This window comes from Mucilaginibacter sp. A3364, from assembly GCF_059690715.1.
Genome location: NZ_JCAWED010000001.1, coordinates 2,547,389 through 2,564,342, shown reverse-complemented (window position 1 = coordinate 2,564,342; position 16,954 = coordinate 2,547,389). Strand labels below are relative to the sequence as shown.

At 43.0% G+C, this 16,954-nt stretch carries 12 protein-coding genes; 5 read left to right on the top strand and 7 right to left on the bottom strand.

Annotated elements, in window-relative coordinates; genetic code table 11:
* The 5 genes from AC59JT_RS11450 to AC59JT_RS11430 form a co-directional block, all read right to left on the bottom strand.
* Window positions 1-1,428, bottom strand: a complete 1,428-nt coding sequence (locus AC59JT_RS11450) for a serine hydrolase domain-containing protein (protein ID WP_497398871.1) — start codon at window positions 1,426-1,428, stop codon at window positions 1-3.
* 1 nt (window position 1,429) lies between these two features.
* Window positions 1,430-2,362 (bottom strand): aspartate carbamoyltransferase catalytic subunit, encoded by a 933-nt coding sequence (locus tag AC59JT_RS11445; RefSeq protein WP_497398869.1) that lies wholly within the window; start codon window positions 2,360-2,362, stop codon window positions 1,430-1,432.
* Window positions 2,363-2,468: 106 nt separating this feature from the next.
* A complete protein-coding gene (pyrR, locus tag AC59JT_RS11440) occupies window positions 2,469-3,017 on the bottom strand; it encodes a bifunctional pyr operon transcriptional regulator/uracil phosphoribosyltransferase PyrR (RefSeq protein ID WP_497398867.1) in 549 nt (182 codons plus the stop codon).
* 1,083 nt (window positions 3,018-4,100) lie between these two features.
* Window positions 4,101-6,074, bottom strand: a complete 1,974-nt coding sequence (gene rpsA / locus AC59JT_RS11435) for a 30S ribosomal protein S1 (RefSeq protein WP_497398865.1) — start codon at window positions 6,072-6,074, stop codon at window positions 4,101-4,103.
* 180 nt (window positions 6,075-6,254) lie between these two features.
* The gene (locus AC59JT_RS11430) at window positions 6,255-6,926 is read right to left on the bottom strand and encodes an ACP phosphodiesterase (RefSeq protein ID WP_497398863.1); all 672 of its coding nucleotides are present in this window, start codon (window positions 6,924-6,926) and stop codon (window positions 6,255-6,257) included.
* Window positions 6,927-7,118: 192 nt separating this feature from the next.
* Between AC59JT_RS11430 and tyrS the strand changes: the two genes are divergently transcribed.
* Genes tyrS through AC59JT_RS11415 form a run of 3 tightly spaced genes read left to right on the top strand, consistent with a single transcriptional unit; the run spans window position 7,119 to window position 9,401 of the window.
* Window positions 7,119-8,402 carry a tyrosine--tRNA ligase gene (gene tyrS, locus AC59JT_RS11425; RefSeq protein ID WP_497398861.1) on the top strand — a complete coding sequence of 428 codons (1,284 nt, stop codon included), beginning with the start codon at window positions 7,119-7,121 and terminating at the stop codon, window positions 8,400-8,402.
* 51 nt (window positions 8,403-8,453) lie between these two features.
* Window positions 8,454-8,939, top strand: a complete 486-nt coding sequence (locus AC59JT_RS11420) for an Xre family toxin-antitoxin system antitoxin (protein WP_497398859.1) — start codon at window positions 8,454-8,456, stop codon at window positions 8,937-8,939.
* Window positions 8,940-8,948: 9 nt separating this feature from the next.
* Window positions 8,949-9,401, top strand: a complete 453-nt coding sequence (locus tag AC59JT_RS11415) for an RES family NAD+ phosphorylase (protein ID WP_497398857.1) — start codon at window positions 8,949-8,951, stop codon at window positions 9,399-9,401.
* Between the two features lie 146 nt (window positions 9,402-9,547).
* Here AC59JT_RS11415 and AC59JT_RS11410 read toward each other — a convergent pair whose 3' ends face one another.
* A complete protein-coding gene (locus AC59JT_RS11410) occupies window positions 9,548-10,222 on the bottom strand; it encodes a PH domain-containing protein (RefSeq protein ID WP_497398855.1) in 675 nt (224 codons plus the stop codon).
* A 60-nt stretch (window positions 10,223-10,282) separates the two neighbouring features.
* Window positions 10,283-11,269, bottom strand: coding sequence for a LuxE/PaaK family acyltransferase (locus AC59JT_RS11405; protein ID WP_497398853.1), 987 nt, complete (start codon window positions 11,267-11,269; stop codon window positions 10,283-10,285).
* A gap of 390 nt (window positions 11,270-11,659) precedes the next feature.
* Here AC59JT_RS11405 and AC59JT_RS11400 point away from each other — a divergent pair, with 390 nt between their 5' ends.
* Together AC59JT_RS11400 and glgB are read left to right on the top strand one after the other, a co-directional pair.
* Entirely contained in the window at window positions 11,660-14,119 is a 2,460-nt protein-coding gene (locus tag AC59JT_RS11400) for a glycoside hydrolase family 31 protein (protein WP_497398851.1), read from the top strand.
* Window positions 14,120-14,694: 575 nt separating this feature from the next.
* Window positions 14,695-16,815, top strand: a complete 2,121-nt coding sequence (glgB, locus tag AC59JT_RS11395; protein ID WP_497398849.1) for a 1,4-alpha-glucan branching protein GlgB — start codon at window positions 14,695-14,697, stop codon at window positions 16,813-16,815.
* Window positions 16,816-16,954: the final 139 nt, after the last annotated feature.

Sequence of the window (16,954 nt, the reverse complement as noted above, 5' to 3'; positions counted from 1 at the left end):
TTATTGCAATTTCCTCAATAAACCCGTGCCCAGTCCATCGGTAGTTTCGCTTGCATTTGATAACACGATGACGGCCAACTGCTTTTTGGTATCATAGGCCAGGTAGCTGCTGCTACCATAGGTGCCGCCGTTGTGGAAGTAATATTCAACCCCGTTTACTTTGATAATATGCCAGCCAAGGCTAAGCTTGGGTTCGCCATTAAAGGTTATTTGGTGAGCCAGTTGAAAGGCTTTGCCTAATTTATCATTAGCCGGGTTCATATTAGCTTTGGCGTAGGCGGCCAGATCTGCAACGGATGAGCGTAGGGCACCGCAGGGGGCCAGCGCGTCGAAATCCCAAGGCAGGGTTTCGTCGCCTGTTTCGTTATAAACCTTAGCAAAGCGGGGCGATATCAACGTATATAAATGCTGTAAGGTGCTTTTTATTTGCAATGGCTGACAAATATTTTCCAGCACCATTTGGTCGAAGTTTTTGCCGCTTACGCGCTCCAGTATGGTGCCTAATAAACCTACTGCTAAGTTGGAGTAAGCATATTGCTCGCCGGGCTTACTGTTTAGTTTGCAGGTTTTTAAATAAGAAAACAGCAGTTGTTTAGTGTAATATTTATAAGGGTCGAGCCCGTTAAAAGGCTTTTGCGCCTGGTAATTAGCCGGCAGGCGCGGCAAGCCTGATGTATGGTTGCTTAACTGTACCAGTTTAATATCCTTGAGCGCCGGGTTGGCTGCTACCGAGTCCGGAAGGTATTTAGTTATCGGGTCGTTAAGGCTTATTTTACCTTCGTTAACGTAATAAGCTAACAGGGTAGCGGTAAATGTTTTGGTGATGGAGCCTATCTCGAAAAGGGTGTTGGCATTAGGCAGTTTGCCATTTCCTTTGGCGGTTTCGCCGTAGTTGTAGGTGCTTAGTTTGCCACTTTTTAAAATGCCAATGCTTAGGCCAACAGTATTGCTTTTTTGTATGTAGGCGCGGGCGATCGAATCAACTTGTTTATCCATTAATGATTTTAATGGATTGGTGGTGTTGGCTAAGGCCAGTTTGCGGGCGTTTGGGTCGCGATAAGGTTGAAACAGCAAAAGCTCGATTTTGTCGTTCGCATCAAGGCTAATGAGCAATTGTAGCGTTACTGCATCAAACCTTACTTTATAAGTTGCCCTGCTGTTATTTTCAAAGCTAATGAGTGAGTCGCTCTTAATACCGCCTAAGGGGAAAAGTTGTTCCTCGCTAACTTTACGAAACCCGGCCTGGCTCAGGCTTTTTTTAAAATTTGCGCCGGCTAGTGCGTAAATCTCGTCAGCATCTTTTAGCTTGAAATGTATTTTAACCAGTCGCAGTACAGAGTCTATTTTGCGTAGCTGCCTGTTTTGTGCTGATGCGTTGATGGTAACGGCGAGGCAGAAAGCCAATATAAAAGCTGCGAGGGCTTTCATGTTATTGTGGGTTTTGCCCTGCCAGCAAGAACAGTACTGCCATGCGGATGGCTACGCCATTTTGTACTTGGTCCAGTATGATGGATTGCTTGCTGTCGGCCACGTCGCTGGTGATCTCCACACCGCGGTTAATAGGGCCGGGGTGCATTACGGTGATCTCCTTGTCCAAGCCGTCCAGTATCTGCTTGTTTAAGCCATACAGCATGGTATATTCGCGTTGCGAAGGGAAGTATTTAATATCCTGGCGCTCCAGTTGTATGCGCAGCATGTTGGCTACATCGCACCAGTTAAGGGCTTTAAGCAGGTTATGTTCAACTTTAACGCCCAGGGCGCCAATGTATTTTGGTATAAGGGTAGTTGGTCCGCAAACCATTACTTCGGCGCCCAGTTGTTTCAGGCAAAGTATGTTTGACAGCGCTACTCGTGAGTGCAATATATCACCCACAATAACCACTTTCTTTCCAGCCACATCACCATATTTTTCGCGGATGGAAAAAGCATCAAGCAAGGCTTGGGTAGGGTGCTCGTGTGCGCCATCGCCGGCGTTTACTATCTGGGCGTTTACGTGTTTTGACAGAAAAGTAGCCGCACCGGCATAAGGGTGGCGCATTACCACCATATCCACCTTCATGGCCAATATATTGTTTACCGTATCTATCAAAGTTTCGCCTTTGCTTACCGATGATGACGAGGCCGCGAAGTTTACCACATCAGCCGACAGGCGCTTCTCGGCCAGTTCAAACGACAGGCGCGTACGGGTTGAATTTTCGAAGAATATATTAGCAATGGTCACATCACGCAGCGAAGGTACTTTACGTATCTGAGGCTGGTTAAGCACATCTTTAAAACGGTCAGCCGTTTCTAATATCAACTGTATATCCTGTTCGGTTAAACCTTTAATACCTAATAAATGCCTTGTGCTTAGTTGTGCCATGTGTTTGTGTTAGTATATCTTGTTTGTCATTGCGAGCGTAGCGTGGCAATCGCACATATGCAAGGTTCGCGATTGCTTCGTTCCTCGCAATGACATAGGTATTTTATTATTTTTCTTCTTCAGTCAACAAAACTATCTTGTCTTCGCCGTCGGTTTCTGCCCAGCTCACTTTTACTTTTTGAGATGCGATGGAATCTACATCTATACCTACGTAATCGGGCATTATCGGCAGGTGTCGCGAGTAACGGCGATCAACCAGTGCCAGCAGTTCCACTTTTTGTGGTCTGCCGAAGGCCAGCATGGCCTCCATTGCCGCGCGTATGGTGCGGCCACTCCACAGCACATCGTCCATTAATATTACGTTCTTGCCCTCAATAATAAAGTCCATCTTGGTTTCGCTGGGCATTAGCGGCTCATGCCTGCGGCGGAAATCGTCCCTGTAAAAGGTGATGTCCATATCGCCTTGCTGTATGTTGCTTTCGGGCAAGATCTTGCGTAATTCGGTAGCTATGCGTTTGGCCAGGAATATGCCGCGGGGCTGTATGCCTATCAATACGGTGTCTGAAAAATCGTTATGATTTTCAATTAACTGACGACATAAACGCTGTATAGTGATCTGGAATTTCTGACCGTCGAGCAGTGTTAGATTTTGCATCGTATGGGTGGATTTGGGCAAAGGTAATTATTTAGTTGATTAGTTGAATGGTTGATTTGGTGATTAGTTGATTTTAAAGATCAATAAAAATATTTTTCAAATACTCCTTTTGGGAATATTTTATATATTTACAATACGTAACCTATTTAATTTCAACACTAAACCCAATCATGTCGGTAAGAAACCGGACATATGAAAACAGCGTTCAGTTTTTTACCGGCATGCTGGTGGCGCTGGCGCTGTTTTATAGCATTTGCAAATTGTTAAACCTGATAATTCACAATTTTATTTAATTAAAAGGCCTCCCACGTACCCGGGAGGCCTTTTGTTTTTAATAACAATGTTAAGCTGGAAGCTTAAAACATTTAGGACGAAGTTGTAAACTTCGACCAGTGGGTAGGACATAAAGAGGTCAATCGCGCTCAGTTTCCCCAAACCAATATCCATCGTCTACTTTACAAGAGTAGTTAGTGTTCTTCCCCGCGCTTAATGCAAATTGTCTGCCTTTTTCTGAAAGAACTTTGAATGAATTGTTTAAATATAAACCGCCTTTCTTTCGTTTGCGAACAGTCATTGTAACTTCGGCTACATTCGGATTCTGTCGGTAGAGAAAATCCATTTGTTTCCCATTAACGAGCCTTGAAAATACTCTATATGGTCAAATTCCATGTCGTCTTTAGTTTTTTGTAACACCATTAGTAAGCATTTACGATGATTGCTATTGAAAAAAATCGCATCATCGATTACCAGTTGTTTTACAAATGCTGGCCGGTAAGTTTTAAACCCTTCTTCGTTTTGTATTAAGTGTGCATTTTGTTGGAATATTCGCTTTACAGCTATATAGTCAGTCGTCTTTTTTAAGGCAATTAAATCAGCATTGTAGCATTCCAAATCAGTTTTGCAGCTCAAAATGAAAAAAAAGAAGTAACATATTAGATATCTTAGTTTACTGCTCATTTACTTTAATCTCGTAGTTTCAATTTTTCGTTTTTAAATAGTCGACTCGCCAAATCTACAAAACTCTAACAAACAAAAAAGCCCCGCTATCACTAGCGGGGCTTTCGTATATTAAAAGATCAACAATTATTGAGCTTCTTCTTCAGATTCTGATTTTTTAGCAGCTTTTTTGGTAGCGGCTTTAGTTTCAGCACCTTCCATTTGCTCTTTTAACTGAGCTAAAACGCTAAGGTCACCTAAAGTTGATTTTTCAACAGAGTCTTTCACTTTTTTAACCGCGTTAGTTGCAGATTTTGCTTCTTTTTTACGGTTTTCAAAGTCTTGTACACGAGCATCAGCGCGAGCTTCTTCCCATATACGTGAGTGTGAAATAACTATACGTTTGTTTTCTTTGTTAAATTCAATGATCTTGAAGTCAGCAACTTCGTCAGCTTTTAAGCTTTTGCCGTCTTCTTTAACCAGGTGTTTGGTAGGCACGAAACCTTCAACACCGTAAGGTAAAGCAACAATTGCACCTTTGTCAGTCACTTTTAACACAGTACCTTCATGTATCGAGTCGATAGTGAAAACTGTTTCGAAAGTATCCCAAGGGTTTTCTTCCAATTGTTTGTGACCTAAGCTTAGTTTGCGGTTCTCTACGTCAAGCTCTAAAACAACCACGTTTAGTTTTTCACCAACTTTAGTGAACTCGTTAGGGTGGTTAACTTTTTTGCTCCATGAAAGGTCGCTGATGTGGATCAAACCGTCGATGCCGTCTTCCAGTTCAACAAACACACCAAAGTTGGTCATGTTTTTAACTGTAGCTACGTGCTGGGTACCTACCGCGTAACGGTCGGCAGCATTTTGCCAAGGATCTGGGGTTAATTGTTTAATGCCTAATGACATTTTGCGCTCGTCGCGATCTAAAGTCAATACTTGTGCTTCGATCTCGTCACCCACTTTCAGGAATTCCTGAGGGTTACGCAGGTTTTGTGACCATGACATTTCTGACACGTGGATCAAACCTTCAACACCCGGGATGATCTCTAAGAAAGCACCGTAATCAGCAACAGTTACTATACGGCCTTTAACTTTCGAGCCAATTTGGATAGTCTCGTCAAGGTTTTGCCAAGGGTGTGGAGTCAATTGTTTCAAGCCCAGAGCGATACGTTTTTTCTCGTCATCAAAGTCAAGCACAACAACGTTGATCTTTTGATCCAATGCCAAAACTTCTCTCGGGTGCTCGATACGGCCCCATGAAATATCGGTAATGTGTAATAAACCGTCAACACCACCAAGGTCGATGAATACACCGAAGTCAGTAATGTTTTTAACTGTACCTTCCAATACCTGACCTTTTTCAAGTTTGGCAACAATTTCAGTTTTTTGGTTTTCTAAGTCATCCTCGATCAACACTTTGTGTGATACTACCACGTTTTTAAACTCGTGGTTAATTTTAACAACTTTGAATTCCATAGTTTTACCTACGTACACATCGTAATCGCGTATTGGTTTAATATCGATCTGTGAACCAGGTAAGAAGGCTTCAACGCCCATAATATCAACGATCAAGCCGCCTTTAGTTCTGCTTTTAACAAAACCGGTGATGATCTCATCGTTATCAAGTGCCGAATTAATTTTCTCCCATGATTTTTGAGTTTTCGCACGTTTACGAGAAAGTACTAACTGACCGTTAGCATCTTCTTGTGATTCAACAAATACGTCAACTGTGTCACCGATCTTCAGATCAGGTGTATCACGGAATTCAGAAACAGATACTAAACCGTCTGATTTAAATCCTACGTTAAGTACCACATCTTTGTTGTTAACGCTAACAACAGTACCGGTGATAATTTCGCCTTTAGTGATAGAGCTGAAAGTTCCATCATACAATTTCTCGAATTTCTCACGGTCGCTATCGCTATAGTTACCAAATTTTTTGTCGTCAGCATCCCAGTCGAAATCTGCCAGAGGTGCTACTACAATCTGAGACTTGATGTCCTCAATTGAGAACGAATCAGCTTCTGATTCAATAGTCTCTTTTTCGCCAGATGCGTTAACTGTACCCAGTTCTGCTTCTTTAGCTTTTAATTCTTTTTCTGCTTCTTGTTTTTTTGCCATTAAATAATTTATCTCCTTTTCCCAATCTCTTAATTGGGACTGCAAAGGTAGAACTATATTTCTTTCAAAAAAAATTTAATTTGCTGTTAAATGCTGATTTTTAAGCCTTTTTGTAATTTTTATAGTGCTTTACCGCGCGAAGAATTGACTGCGGATAGATTTTATGACTTAAAATGCTGATTATGCGGCCTTTAATTTAGGTGCTATCTCGTCAAAAATGCTCATGAAAGTTGGTTCCAACCGCGCGCGATAATCAAATAGTACGGCATTCATGGCAGCTTCCTGCTGCGGGGTAAATGGGTTTTGCCATACGCGCATACAAATGCGTTTTAAAGCATAGGCAATTTGCCGGGTTTCGGCATAAGTATGCAGGTAGCCTTCTTTTTTAAATATATCAAAAAAGCGGAAGAAAGCAGAGCTGTCTGTTAAGCCGGCAAAGGTTAAAAACTCCGCTATTACAGCATGGTCGCAGCCGTTTAACTGATCATAAAAATCATCAACCTTTAATTTGTTGTTGGTTATCAATAAGTTATCCAATATCAGTTCGATAGCTATGTGTCCCAAAAAGAAGGGTTTTACGGGCGAGCCTTCAATAACCGGTCCCAATTCCAGCTTTAACTGGTGCGAGTGTGTGGCGAAAAATTCCGACGAATGGAAATGTCGGTCGATATCCAAGTGCATATTCCAGCCGGCTATAATACTATTGATGGCCGGGTTGGGGTGTTGCAGTTTTTCGGGATGGAGAATGATATTCTTATCGGCATTTTTTAAAAGATCGGGCAGTACTGTCCCTAATATATAGTAACAGTTGTTAACCTTTTGATCAAAATAAAAGTGCGATAGAAAATTCATAAAGGGGTGCGTTGCCAATGGCCTTATCAGCTAAAATACGAAAACTATACCATATTTATTATTGTGAGAGCTTACCGTTGTACGCAATTTGGATTAAACTTGTTTAATCACATCATTATCTTTTTTATACAAAACTTATTATTCTGTTATCTTTGGCGGCCCGATGGCTATCGGGTATAATAATAGTATACCATGAATTTTGTTGAAGAATTACGCTGGCGGGGCATGCTGCATGATATTATGCCCGGAACTGAAGAGCTTTTAAATAAAGGTATGGCATCGGGCTATATTGGTTTTGACCCAACTGCCGACTCACTGCATGTGGGCCACCTAACCCAGATCATGACGCTGATTCACTTTCAGCGCGCGGGCCACAAGCCGTATGCTTTGGTGGGCGGTGCTACCGGTATGGTTGGCGATCCGTCGGGCAAATCAGCCGAGCGTAATTTACTATCAGAAGATGTGCTGCAGCATAACCTGAACGCGGTAAAAGCGCAACTGGAAATGTTTTTGGACTTTAACAGCGGTGCCAACAGCGCACAGATGGTTAACAATTACGATTGGTTTAAAAACTTTACTTTCCTTGATTTTATACGTGATGTAGGTAAACACATCACCGTAAATTATATGATGGCGAAGGACTCAGTTAAGAAACGCCTGGAAGGCGATACCGGCATGTCATTCACCGAGTTTACTTACCAGCTGGTGCAGGGTTATGATTTTTACTATTTATGGAAAAACCATAACTGCGTACTGCAAATGGGCGGCAGCGACCAATGGGGTAACATTGTTACCGGTACAGAGTTTATCCGCCGTAAAGATGCAGGCGAGGCTTATGCTTTAACTACCCAATTGATCAAGAAAGCCGACGGTACCAAGTTTGGTAAAACCGAAAGCGGCGCGGTTTGGTTAGATCCGGCGCGTACATCGCCATACCAGTTTTACCAGTTTTGGTTAAACACTACCGATGTTGATGCTAAAGCGTACATCCGCATATTTACGTTGCTGGATAGAGAAGTTATTGAAGCTATGGAGGCCGAGCATGACCAGGCTCCGCATCAAAGGATCCTGCAAAAAGCCTTGGCTAAGGATATCACCATACGTGTACATAACGAAGCCGAGTATGAAAAAGCGATCAAGTCGTCCGAATTTTTGTTCGGTAATACAGGTATCGAGTTTTTAAATGAGTTGAATGAGGGTGAGGTTATCGGCTTGTTTGAAGGTGTGCCTAATTTTACGATCAACTTAAATGATTTAAAGAACGGGATTAACGCGGTTGATTTATTAGCTGCTCATACATCAGTATTCCCTTCAAAAGGCGAAGCTAAAAAAATGGTGCAGGGTGGTGGTGTAGCTATCAACAAAAGCAAGATCAATACTGTTGATGATATTTATACCGTTGATAACCTGATAGGTGGCAAGTTTTTGGTAGCACAAAAAGGTAAGAAGAATTATTTTTTAATAATTGCTGAATAATTTTGATTTACGACAAAATGTATTTATTTTTGGATAAATGTCGTAGTTGTTATGAAAAATCAAAATCCCGATAATATCCTTAATGAGCCGTTGGCAGCCTATGCTATACCTGTTGATAACCTGTTTACAGGTTTAATGGGTGGCAATGCCAAGCAGTTTAATTTTATGAGCGATCTGGATATTTTGATGTCAACCCGTCAAGGTTTTTCAAAACAAGCCTTGATGGGTTTGGCTAAAAAAATATCGCTTACACTCCAGGAGTTTGCCAATATCATGCACATTTCTGAGCGCACTTTGCAGCGTTATGATGATACCGAAATCATCAAAACTGAGTACGCAGAAAAAGCCGTTGAGCTAGCCCGCCTGTACACCCGCGGCGAAGAGGTATTTGGTTCGATGGATAAGTTTAAAACCTGGATGAAATCGCCTGTGCATGCTTTTCGTGGTGATACGCCTGTTTCGCTTTTAGATACTTCAATTGGCTTTGATCTGGTTTTTAGGGAGCTGGGCCGTATTGAGCACGGTATTTTCGCTTAATAAATAGCTATGATACTTTACCGGGTGGTTAAACGCCAGTTTGCTAATGACCTTACGGGTACCGGCGCGCGTTTATACGGTGGCCGTTGGAACAGCGAGGGTAAAGCGATGGTTTATATGGCTTCGTCGCGCTCATTAGCCGTGTTAGAAGCTCTTGCACACATCAACCCCACCAATATGCCGGATGATTTTGTGATGGTGACGATTGAGGCCCCTGATAATTTTGTCGAAATAACAGCAGATCGCCTGCCTAAAAAATGGCACGAATATCCCGAACAAAACATTTTAAAACAGATAGGCAATAACTTTTTAAAGGACGGCAAATATTTGTTCCTGAAAGTGCCGTCGGCTTTGGTACAGGAAGAATTTAATTTCCTGTTGAATCCGGCGCATGCCAAGGCATCGGCCGTTAAGATAAAGGATATAAAGCCTTTTAGTTTTGATGCGAGGTTGTTGGATTAAATAGCAAATAGCGCTTGTCGTCCTGAGCATAGCGAAGAATCTTGTAAGCGCGATAAGTATAATGTATAAGATCCTTCGCTATGCTCAGGATGACAAACAAGAAAGGCCCGGATATCCGGGCCTTTCTTGTTTTATGTATTCAGCGATTACAGATCGCTTAACAATTCCAGTTTTTTGTGATTGTATTCTTCTTGCGATATCAGGCCGTTATCAAACAGCATGCGTAACTTTTTTAGTTTTTCGGTCAGTTCATCTGCTTTTGGGGCCGGTGCAGCCGGTGCCGGGGCAGGTGTTGGCTCGGCGACAGGTTGTGGGGCTACAGGTGCGGCCACCGGGGTAGCTATCTGCGCTGCAGCAACAGGTTGTGATGGGCTTTCAAATTGTACCGAACCTGATTTGGCGCGTTGCTCTTCCAGATCGCGCAGGCGACGGGCATCGCGTTCTGATTCTTTACGTTCCTGTGCATATTGGTACAATTTACGGGCCTGTACTTTAGGCAGGTAATCAACACCCATTTCGGCACCGTTGGTGGTTTTAACGCTGAATATGGCACCAATGATCTCTTCTTTGGTGTATACGTCAACTACGTCTTTCCAAACAAAATCAACAAATTTTATAGACAGGCCAAGGTTTGCCGGGGTGAAAAACAGCACACGTTTATTGGTAATAGCTATACAATCGGGCAATATATTTACGATTGGTTTTTTTTGAACAGCTATGTATATTATTTCTTCGCCGGTGGTTAACAGGTCTACCAGGCGCAGGTAAACTTTCTCTACCGCTTTTGGGTCCTGTTCGTCGTTCAAGAATTTCTCGATCATTTTTTCAAAATTATTTTGTGGTGCAAAAATATATAATTTCTGTTAGTTGCGTATTAAGTTTTACGCTATGAGTAAATTACAGCCCCGGATGTCGGCATTGTCAAAGCGGCCCAGTACTTCAAAATCGCCATTTGGCTGTACTTTGGCCAGATCCTGCGTAGCTATAAACGAGCAGGAGTTGATATTGGCCAGATCTATCACATTAATACCGCCGGCTTTGCCATTGGTAACCCAGCTCAATGGATCATTTGTATCCCGCGCCATCACCCGCATCCAGGGCGGGCAGTTAAATATGCCTTGGCCTTTAGAATAGGCTTGTGATAGCAGCTCCGTCATGCCATATTCAGAATGTATGGCATCTACCCCAAAACCTTTACATAGTATTTCATGCAATTCCTCGCGGATCATTTCTTTACGGCGACCTTTCATGCCGCCGGTTTCCATCACAATAAGTTCGGGGAAATTGATCTGGTGCTGTTCCACAAAATCAAGCAACGCGAAAGTTACGCCTATTAATAAGGTAGGTTTACCGGCTTGCTGTTGGTTGATCAGCTGCGCTGCCAGATCATCATGATTGTATAAATAAAAGCCGCTATTGGGGTTTTGCGATTGTTTGATCAGGTCATCAGCCATATAAATAAGCGACGAGCCCTGGCGCTCTAAATAGGATGGGAGCAGGGCTAATACGGTGTGATCCCTGATATCGCCATAAAACAAAGCGAATGCCTTACGGAAACTTTCTTCATACCAACTTACATCGCTTACATAATGGCTGCTGGTGATCAAACCCGTAGTGCCCGAACTGGTGAAGGTTACCTGCGGTTCGGCATCGCAACTTAATATTGAATGTGCTTTGAAGAATTGTATGGGTAAAAAAGGGATGTCTTTTACACTAGTGATCCCATTTGGATTCGAACCCAGGCCCTCTAAAAAACGCCTGTAAACTTCGCAATTAGCAGCCTGATATCTAAATATCTGCAAGGCAGTTTCATTAAACTGCTCTTCATTACTAATATTAAATACCTTCTGTTTATCGGGCTTGCTCATAGCGTGGCAAAGATAGGCGAATTGCAGAAATGCTGTAATAAATTGTACGAAGATGAATTGCTAATGATATTTTGCGCGGGTACGCAATTCATCAAAACATTAATGCTGTTTCCCGCATTAGGGTGGTTTTTTCCCGCCAGGTAATCACGTGATTTAAGTAATGGCTAATAAGGTAGTTAAGCAGAGCAACATTATTGCGAAAATTTCATAATCGCCCCCCTTATTTTATGAGCTTTTTAAATATTAAGGCTTAACCTAATTTTAACGGTGTTGATGGCTTAATTATTGAAGAAAAATCGTTTATTAGCTGTTAGAACGGGTAACTACCAGCTCATTTTTAACAAAAGCTAATAATTGTTAATGGGCAGAGAATAAATTATTGATTAATATATGGAAGATAATACACTAGATCCGGAAGTGGAGTTAAATGGATTAGTAGCACAGGAAGAAGAAGTTTTTCAGCACGTAAATAACCCTATTATTGGCATTAAGCCGATCATAAAAAAATACCTTGGCGTACCTAATCATGCCGACCAGATAGGAAACAAATTCTTTTTTACCGACGGCGAAGCCAAAGTAGAGATAACCGTTGTTACCGACGAAATTATCCGCGTGCGTTTAGCACCTCACGGTGTTTTCCTGGACGAGTTTTCGTACGGTGTGCCAAAGCTGCCTAATAAGGCTACGGCTTTTACTTTGTTTGAAAGTGATACCGAGTTTAAGGTTTCTACAGGTGTGGTTAACTGCCATATCCGCAAGGCCGATTTCTTTATTTCGTTTTCGGACAATAACGGCCATGTAACCAGCGAAGACGCGGTGCCTATGCACTGGGAAGAGAACGTTGCCTTTGGTGGTTACTACGTTTTCTGTACCAAAACCTGCGCCCCCGACGAAGCTATCTTTGGTTTAGGTGATAAACCTACCGAACTTAACCTGCGCGGCAAACGTTTTGTAAACTGGAATACGGATGCTTACTCATTCCAATGGAACCAGGACCCGATATACCGTACCATACCATTTTATATAAGTATAAGTGACGGCGTTTCGCACGGTATCTTTTTTGATAATACTTATAAATCGCATTTTGACTTTGCTTCGCAGGAGCGGGATAAAACCAGTTTCTGGGCCGATGGAGGTGAGATGCAATACTATTATATCCACGGTCCGCATATGATGGACGTGGTGAAGAATTACCACAAAATAACCGGTACGCACCCAATGCCACCGCTTTGGGCCTTTGGTTATCACCAATGCCGTTGGAGCTATTACCCGGAAGCAAAAGTTAAAGCTATTGCCGACAGATTCCGTAAAGAGCAAATTCCTTGCGATGGTATCTATTTAGATATCGACTACATGGATGGTTACCGCTGCTTTACCTGGAACAAAAAATATTTTCCTGATCCCGTTAAAATGGTGAAGGAACTAAGTGACGACGGCTTTAAAACCGTAGTAATTATCGACCCGGGTATCCGTGTTGATGATAACTATTGGGTGTTTAAAGAGGGTAAAGAGAAGAAATACTTCTGCCGCCGTAGCGATGATTACTTTATGGAGGGCCACGTATGGCCTGGCCGCTGCCAGTTCCCTGATTTTACTAACCCTGAGGTGCGTGAATGGTGGGGTGGCTTATTCCAGGGCCTGGTTGATGCCGGTGTTGCGGGTGTTTGGAACGATATGAACGAACCTGCCGTGTTTGGTACCAGTACCTTCCCGGATGATGTTCGTCACCAATATGATGGCTACCGTGGTTCGCACCGTAAGGCACATAATGTTTATGGTATGCAAATGGTACGCGCTACCTACGAAGGTTTGCGCAAGATCATGAAAAATAAACGTCCGTTTACCATAACCCGCGCGGGTTATTCGGGCGTGCAGCGTTATACTTCGGTGTGGACTGGTGATAACGTAGCTACATGGGAGCACCTGAAGTTAGGTAACATCCAGTTGCAGCGTTTATCCATGTCGGGTATACCTTTCTGCGGTACGGATATTGGTGGCTTTAGCGGCGAGCCTGATGGCGAATTGTTTACCCGCTGGATCCAGCTAGGCACTTTCGCGCCGTTTATGCGTGCGCACTCGGCGGGCGATACCAAAGAGCGTGAACCATGGAGCTTTGGCGAGCCATATACTGCCATCAACCGTAAATTTATCGAACTGCGTTATAAACTGATCCCTTACCTGTACTCTACTTTCTGGGAGCATCACCGTTACGGCTTCCCAATTTTGAGACCGATAGTAATGCAGGAGCAATTGGAACCGGGTAACTTCTTCCGCCAGGATGAGTTTACTTATGGGGATAAGATATTGATATGCCCGGTATTAGAGCCTGGTCAGAAAAGCCGTAAGGTTTATTTGCCAAATGGTAAATGGTATAATTTCTGGTCGTTAGAGGTTGTTGAAGGTGGTCGTGAGGTTGAAGTACAAACTCCGTTGGAAACTATCCCTATCTTTATTAAAGCAGGCGCGGTTATTCCTGAATATCCGGTAATGCAATATGTTGGCCAGCAAGAGATAGAAGAAGTTAAACTGAATGTTTATTATAGCGAGAACGATGCCAACTCTTTCTTCTTTGAAGATTACGGCGAGACTTTCGCATATGAGCAGGATATTTATTCGGAGAAGAAATTCGCCGTTAAGGGTACCAAAACCAGCTTTGCCATTAACCAAAGCATGGAAGGTTTGTATACCCCCCGCTACGAAGATTACAATTTTAACGTAGCAGGTTTGCCGTTCAAAACATCAAAAATTATTGTTGATGGAAAAACGGTAACTGATTTTGTTATTACTGATAAGAACATACTTGAGTTTAAGTATAATAAGAAGTTTAAGGTGATAGAGATATCGAAATAAATTAAGATTTAGGACTTATTTGATTAGCCTTACAAAGTGTAAGAACTTTGTAAGGCTTTTTAGTTATTAAACTGGTCATCACTAAAAATAACTTTCCTTATAAATAGTGTGGAGGTGTCAATCTCAATTGTAAAGCGCCGTTCGACTTTCTGGTCCCAGTAAAAAATATAGACATATATCGATAGCCGACCCGGAACATTGAAAAAGGTTAAACCAATTGGCTGCTTAAAATCCCCTGTAGAAAAGAAACCCGCCCATTGATATCTTAAATAGGTTAGGTTTCGGGCTGCCAGTTTAGGAAGTACAAATTTCCTTATTGCTTTGTGAATTAGATACCTGATGATAACTACATTTAAAACAAATATGAGTAAAACGGCGCCAACAAAAATTAGATCGAGTCTGTACACTTTGATTTTTTATGCCAATATATACCTTATATGCTAATGTCTGCCAACACTCAATAACTATTTCACGTTTATTGCCTTGCTTCAAACAATAATGATATATTTGATTGTTATACAACCGGGCCCATCTAACCATTGAGCCACATCCCATAAACGGGAATATATCCAACCATGGCAAAAAAAACATCCACCACCAAACCTGAATCCGCGGACGCGAAACCAAAAAAAACTGTTAAGCCAAAAGCCGAAAAGGAAACCTCTGCGCCAGCAAAAAAGGCGACTAAAACTACGTCCGCGACAGCAAAGCCTGCTAAAGCTATCAAGCCTAAGGTTACAAAACCATCGGCGCCAATCAGCACGCTTACCATTACAGAGCAGTTTAGGGCGGTGATTCCTTATAGCCGTTTTACCGAATTTGATATCGCGTTATTTCAAAGCGGTAAACACTTCAAGCTTTACGAAAAGCTGGGTAGTCACGTTGTGGAACATGAAGGCGTAGTGGGTACCTATTTTGCCGTGTGGGCACCAAACGCGCAGTACGTGTCGGTTATTGCCAACTTTAATGGTTGGAGCCGAGGTTCGCACCCTTTATATAGCCGTTGGGATGGTTCGGGTATTTGGGAGGGTTATATACCAAATGTTGGTGTGGGCGAGGTGTATAAATATTTCATCAACTCATCAACAGGTGAGGACCTGGAAAAAAGCGATCCATTTGCCCTTCGCTGGGAAGTACCGCCGCTTACCGGCTCTATAGTGGCCGATACGTACTACGAATGGAAGGATGAGAACTGGATGGCCAACCGCCGCGATCATAATGGTTTAGATAAACCATACTCGGTTTACGAGGTGCATTTAGGCTCGTGGGCGCGCAATTTCGACCAGCCGGATACATTTTATAATTACGAGGAACTGGCGGATATGCTGGTACCTTATGTTAAATATATGGGCTTTACCCACGTAGAGTTTATGCCTATTGCCGAACACCCTTACTACCCAAGTTGGGGCTACCAGGTGAGCGGCTATTACGCCGCTTCATCGCGCTATGGCACGCCACAACAGTTGATGTACCTGATAGAACGTTTCCACCAGGAGGGTATAGGGGTTATCCTGGATTGGGTGCCATCCCACTTCCCCGGCGACGCGCATGCTTTGTATAATTTTGACGGCACGCACCTGTACGAGCATGCCGACCCGCGCAAAGGCTTTCACCCCGACTGGAAATCGTACATATTTAACTATGGTCGTAACGAGGTAAGGGCATTCCTCATCAGCAACGCGCTGTTTTGGTTGGATAGGTACCATGTGGATGGTTTGCGGGTTGATGCCGTGGCTTCCATGCTATACCTGGATTACTCGCGCAAGCATGGCGAGTGGGAACCGAACGTATTTGGCGGTAACGAGAATTTAGAAGCTATATCCTTCCTGAAAGAATTTAATGAGGCTTGCTACAGCCACTTCCCGGATATACAAACCATTGCTGAAGAATCAACATCGTTTACAGGGGTTAGTCGGCCGGTGTTTTTGGGAGGCTTAGGTTTTGGCATGAAATGGATGATGGGTTGGATGCACGATACCATCAAGTATTTTTCTGAAGATCCGATCAACCGTAAATATCATCACAACCAGATCACCTTTAGTTTGATATACGCATTTACCGAAAACTTTATGCTGCCTTTCTCGCACGACGAGGTGGTGTATGGCAAAGGCTCAATGCTGCGCAAAATGCCGGGTGATGAGTGGCAGCAGTTTGCCAACCTGCGCCTGCTGTACAGCTATATGTTTACCCACCCGGGTGCCAAGCTGCTGTTTATGGGTAGCGAATTTGGCCAGGGCGACGAATGGAACTACCAAACCGCGCTATCATGGTACGTAACCGAACATGCCAACCACAAAGGCATCAGCGAAACGGTGCGCGCGCTTAATCAGCTATACAAATCAGAACCTGCACTGTATGAAAAAGCTTTCGACGCGTCGGGTTTTGAGTGGATAGATGGTGGCAATGTGGCTGACTCTATACTTGTTTACCTGCGCAAGGGCCACAACGAAAGCGACGACTTGTTGGTGGTATTAAACATGACCCCGGTAACCCGTCCAGGCTACCGCATAGGCGTACCTGCCGCCGGCGCCTGGAAAGAGGTGTTCAATTCAGACGCTTTAAACTTTTGGGGTACCGGCGTGGTGAACGAAAAGTTGCTGTATACCGAAGGCGTAGAATGGCACGGCAAACCGCAGTCTGTTAACCTTACAGTGTCACCATTGGCAGCCACAGTGTTTAAAAGGGTGGCTAAGTAATTTGTTGGCTATTTGGGCGTTATATTGTTGAAAGTGTTTTCTGTACAAGCAATAAATATCTTTTTCAGATAAAAATGTCATGTATTGGGTATTGATTTTTAATCAATACTATATTTTTACAATATTTTCATTGTCAGGT

What these genes read in the sequence shown, in the direction of transcription:
- rpsA (WP_497398865.1), bottom strand. Translation starts at nt 6,074, where the DNA reads ATGGCAAAAAAACAAGAAGCAGAAAAAGAATTAAAAGCTAAAGAAGCA.
- AC59JT_RS11405 (WP_497398853.1), bottom strand. Translation starts at nt 11,269, where the DNA reads ATGAGCAAGCCCGATAAACAGAAGGTATTTAATATTAGTAATGAAGAG.
- AC59JT_RS11445 (WP_497398869.1), bottom strand. Translation starts at nt 2,362, where the DNA reads ATGGCACAACTAAGCACAAGGCATTTATTAGGTATTAAAGGTTTAACC.
- AC59JT_RS11420 (WP_497398859.1), top strand. Translation starts at nt 8,454, where the DNA reads ATGAAAAATCAAAATCCCGATAATATCCTTAATGAGCCGTTGGCAGCC.
- tyrS (WP_497398861.1), top strand. Translation starts at nt 7,119, where the DNA reads ATGAATTTTGTTGAAGAATTACGCTGGCGGGGCATGCTGCATGATATT.
- pyrR (WP_497398867.1), bottom strand. Translation starts at nt 3,017, where the DNA reads ATGCAAAATCTAACACTGCTCGACGGTCAGAAATTCCAGATCACTATA.
- AC59JT_RS11415 (WP_497398857.1), top strand. Translation starts at nt 8,949, where the DNA reads ATGATACTTTACCGGGTGGTTAAACGCCAGTTTGCTAATGACCTTACG.
- AC59JT_RS11430 (WP_497398863.1), bottom strand. Translation starts at nt 6,926, where the DNA reads ATGAATTTTCTATCGCACTTTTATTTTGATCAAAAGGTTAACAACTGT.
- AC59JT_RS11450 (WP_497398871.1), bottom strand. Translation starts at nt 1,428, where the DNA reads ATGAAAGCCCTCGCAGCTTTTATATTGGCTTTCTGCCTCGCCGTTACC.
- AC59JT_RS11400 (WP_497398851.1), top strand. Translation starts at nt 11,660, where the DNA reads ATGGAAGATAATACACTAGATCCGGAAGTGGAGTTAAATGGATTAGTA.
- glgB (WP_497398849.1), top strand. Translation starts at nt 14,695, where the DNA reads ATGGCAAAAAAAACATCCACCACCAAACCTGAATCCGCGGACGCGAAA.
- AC59JT_RS11410 (WP_497398855.1), bottom strand. Translation starts at nt 10,222, where the DNA reads ATGATCGAGAAATTCTTGAACGACGAACAGGACCCAAAAGCGGTAGAG.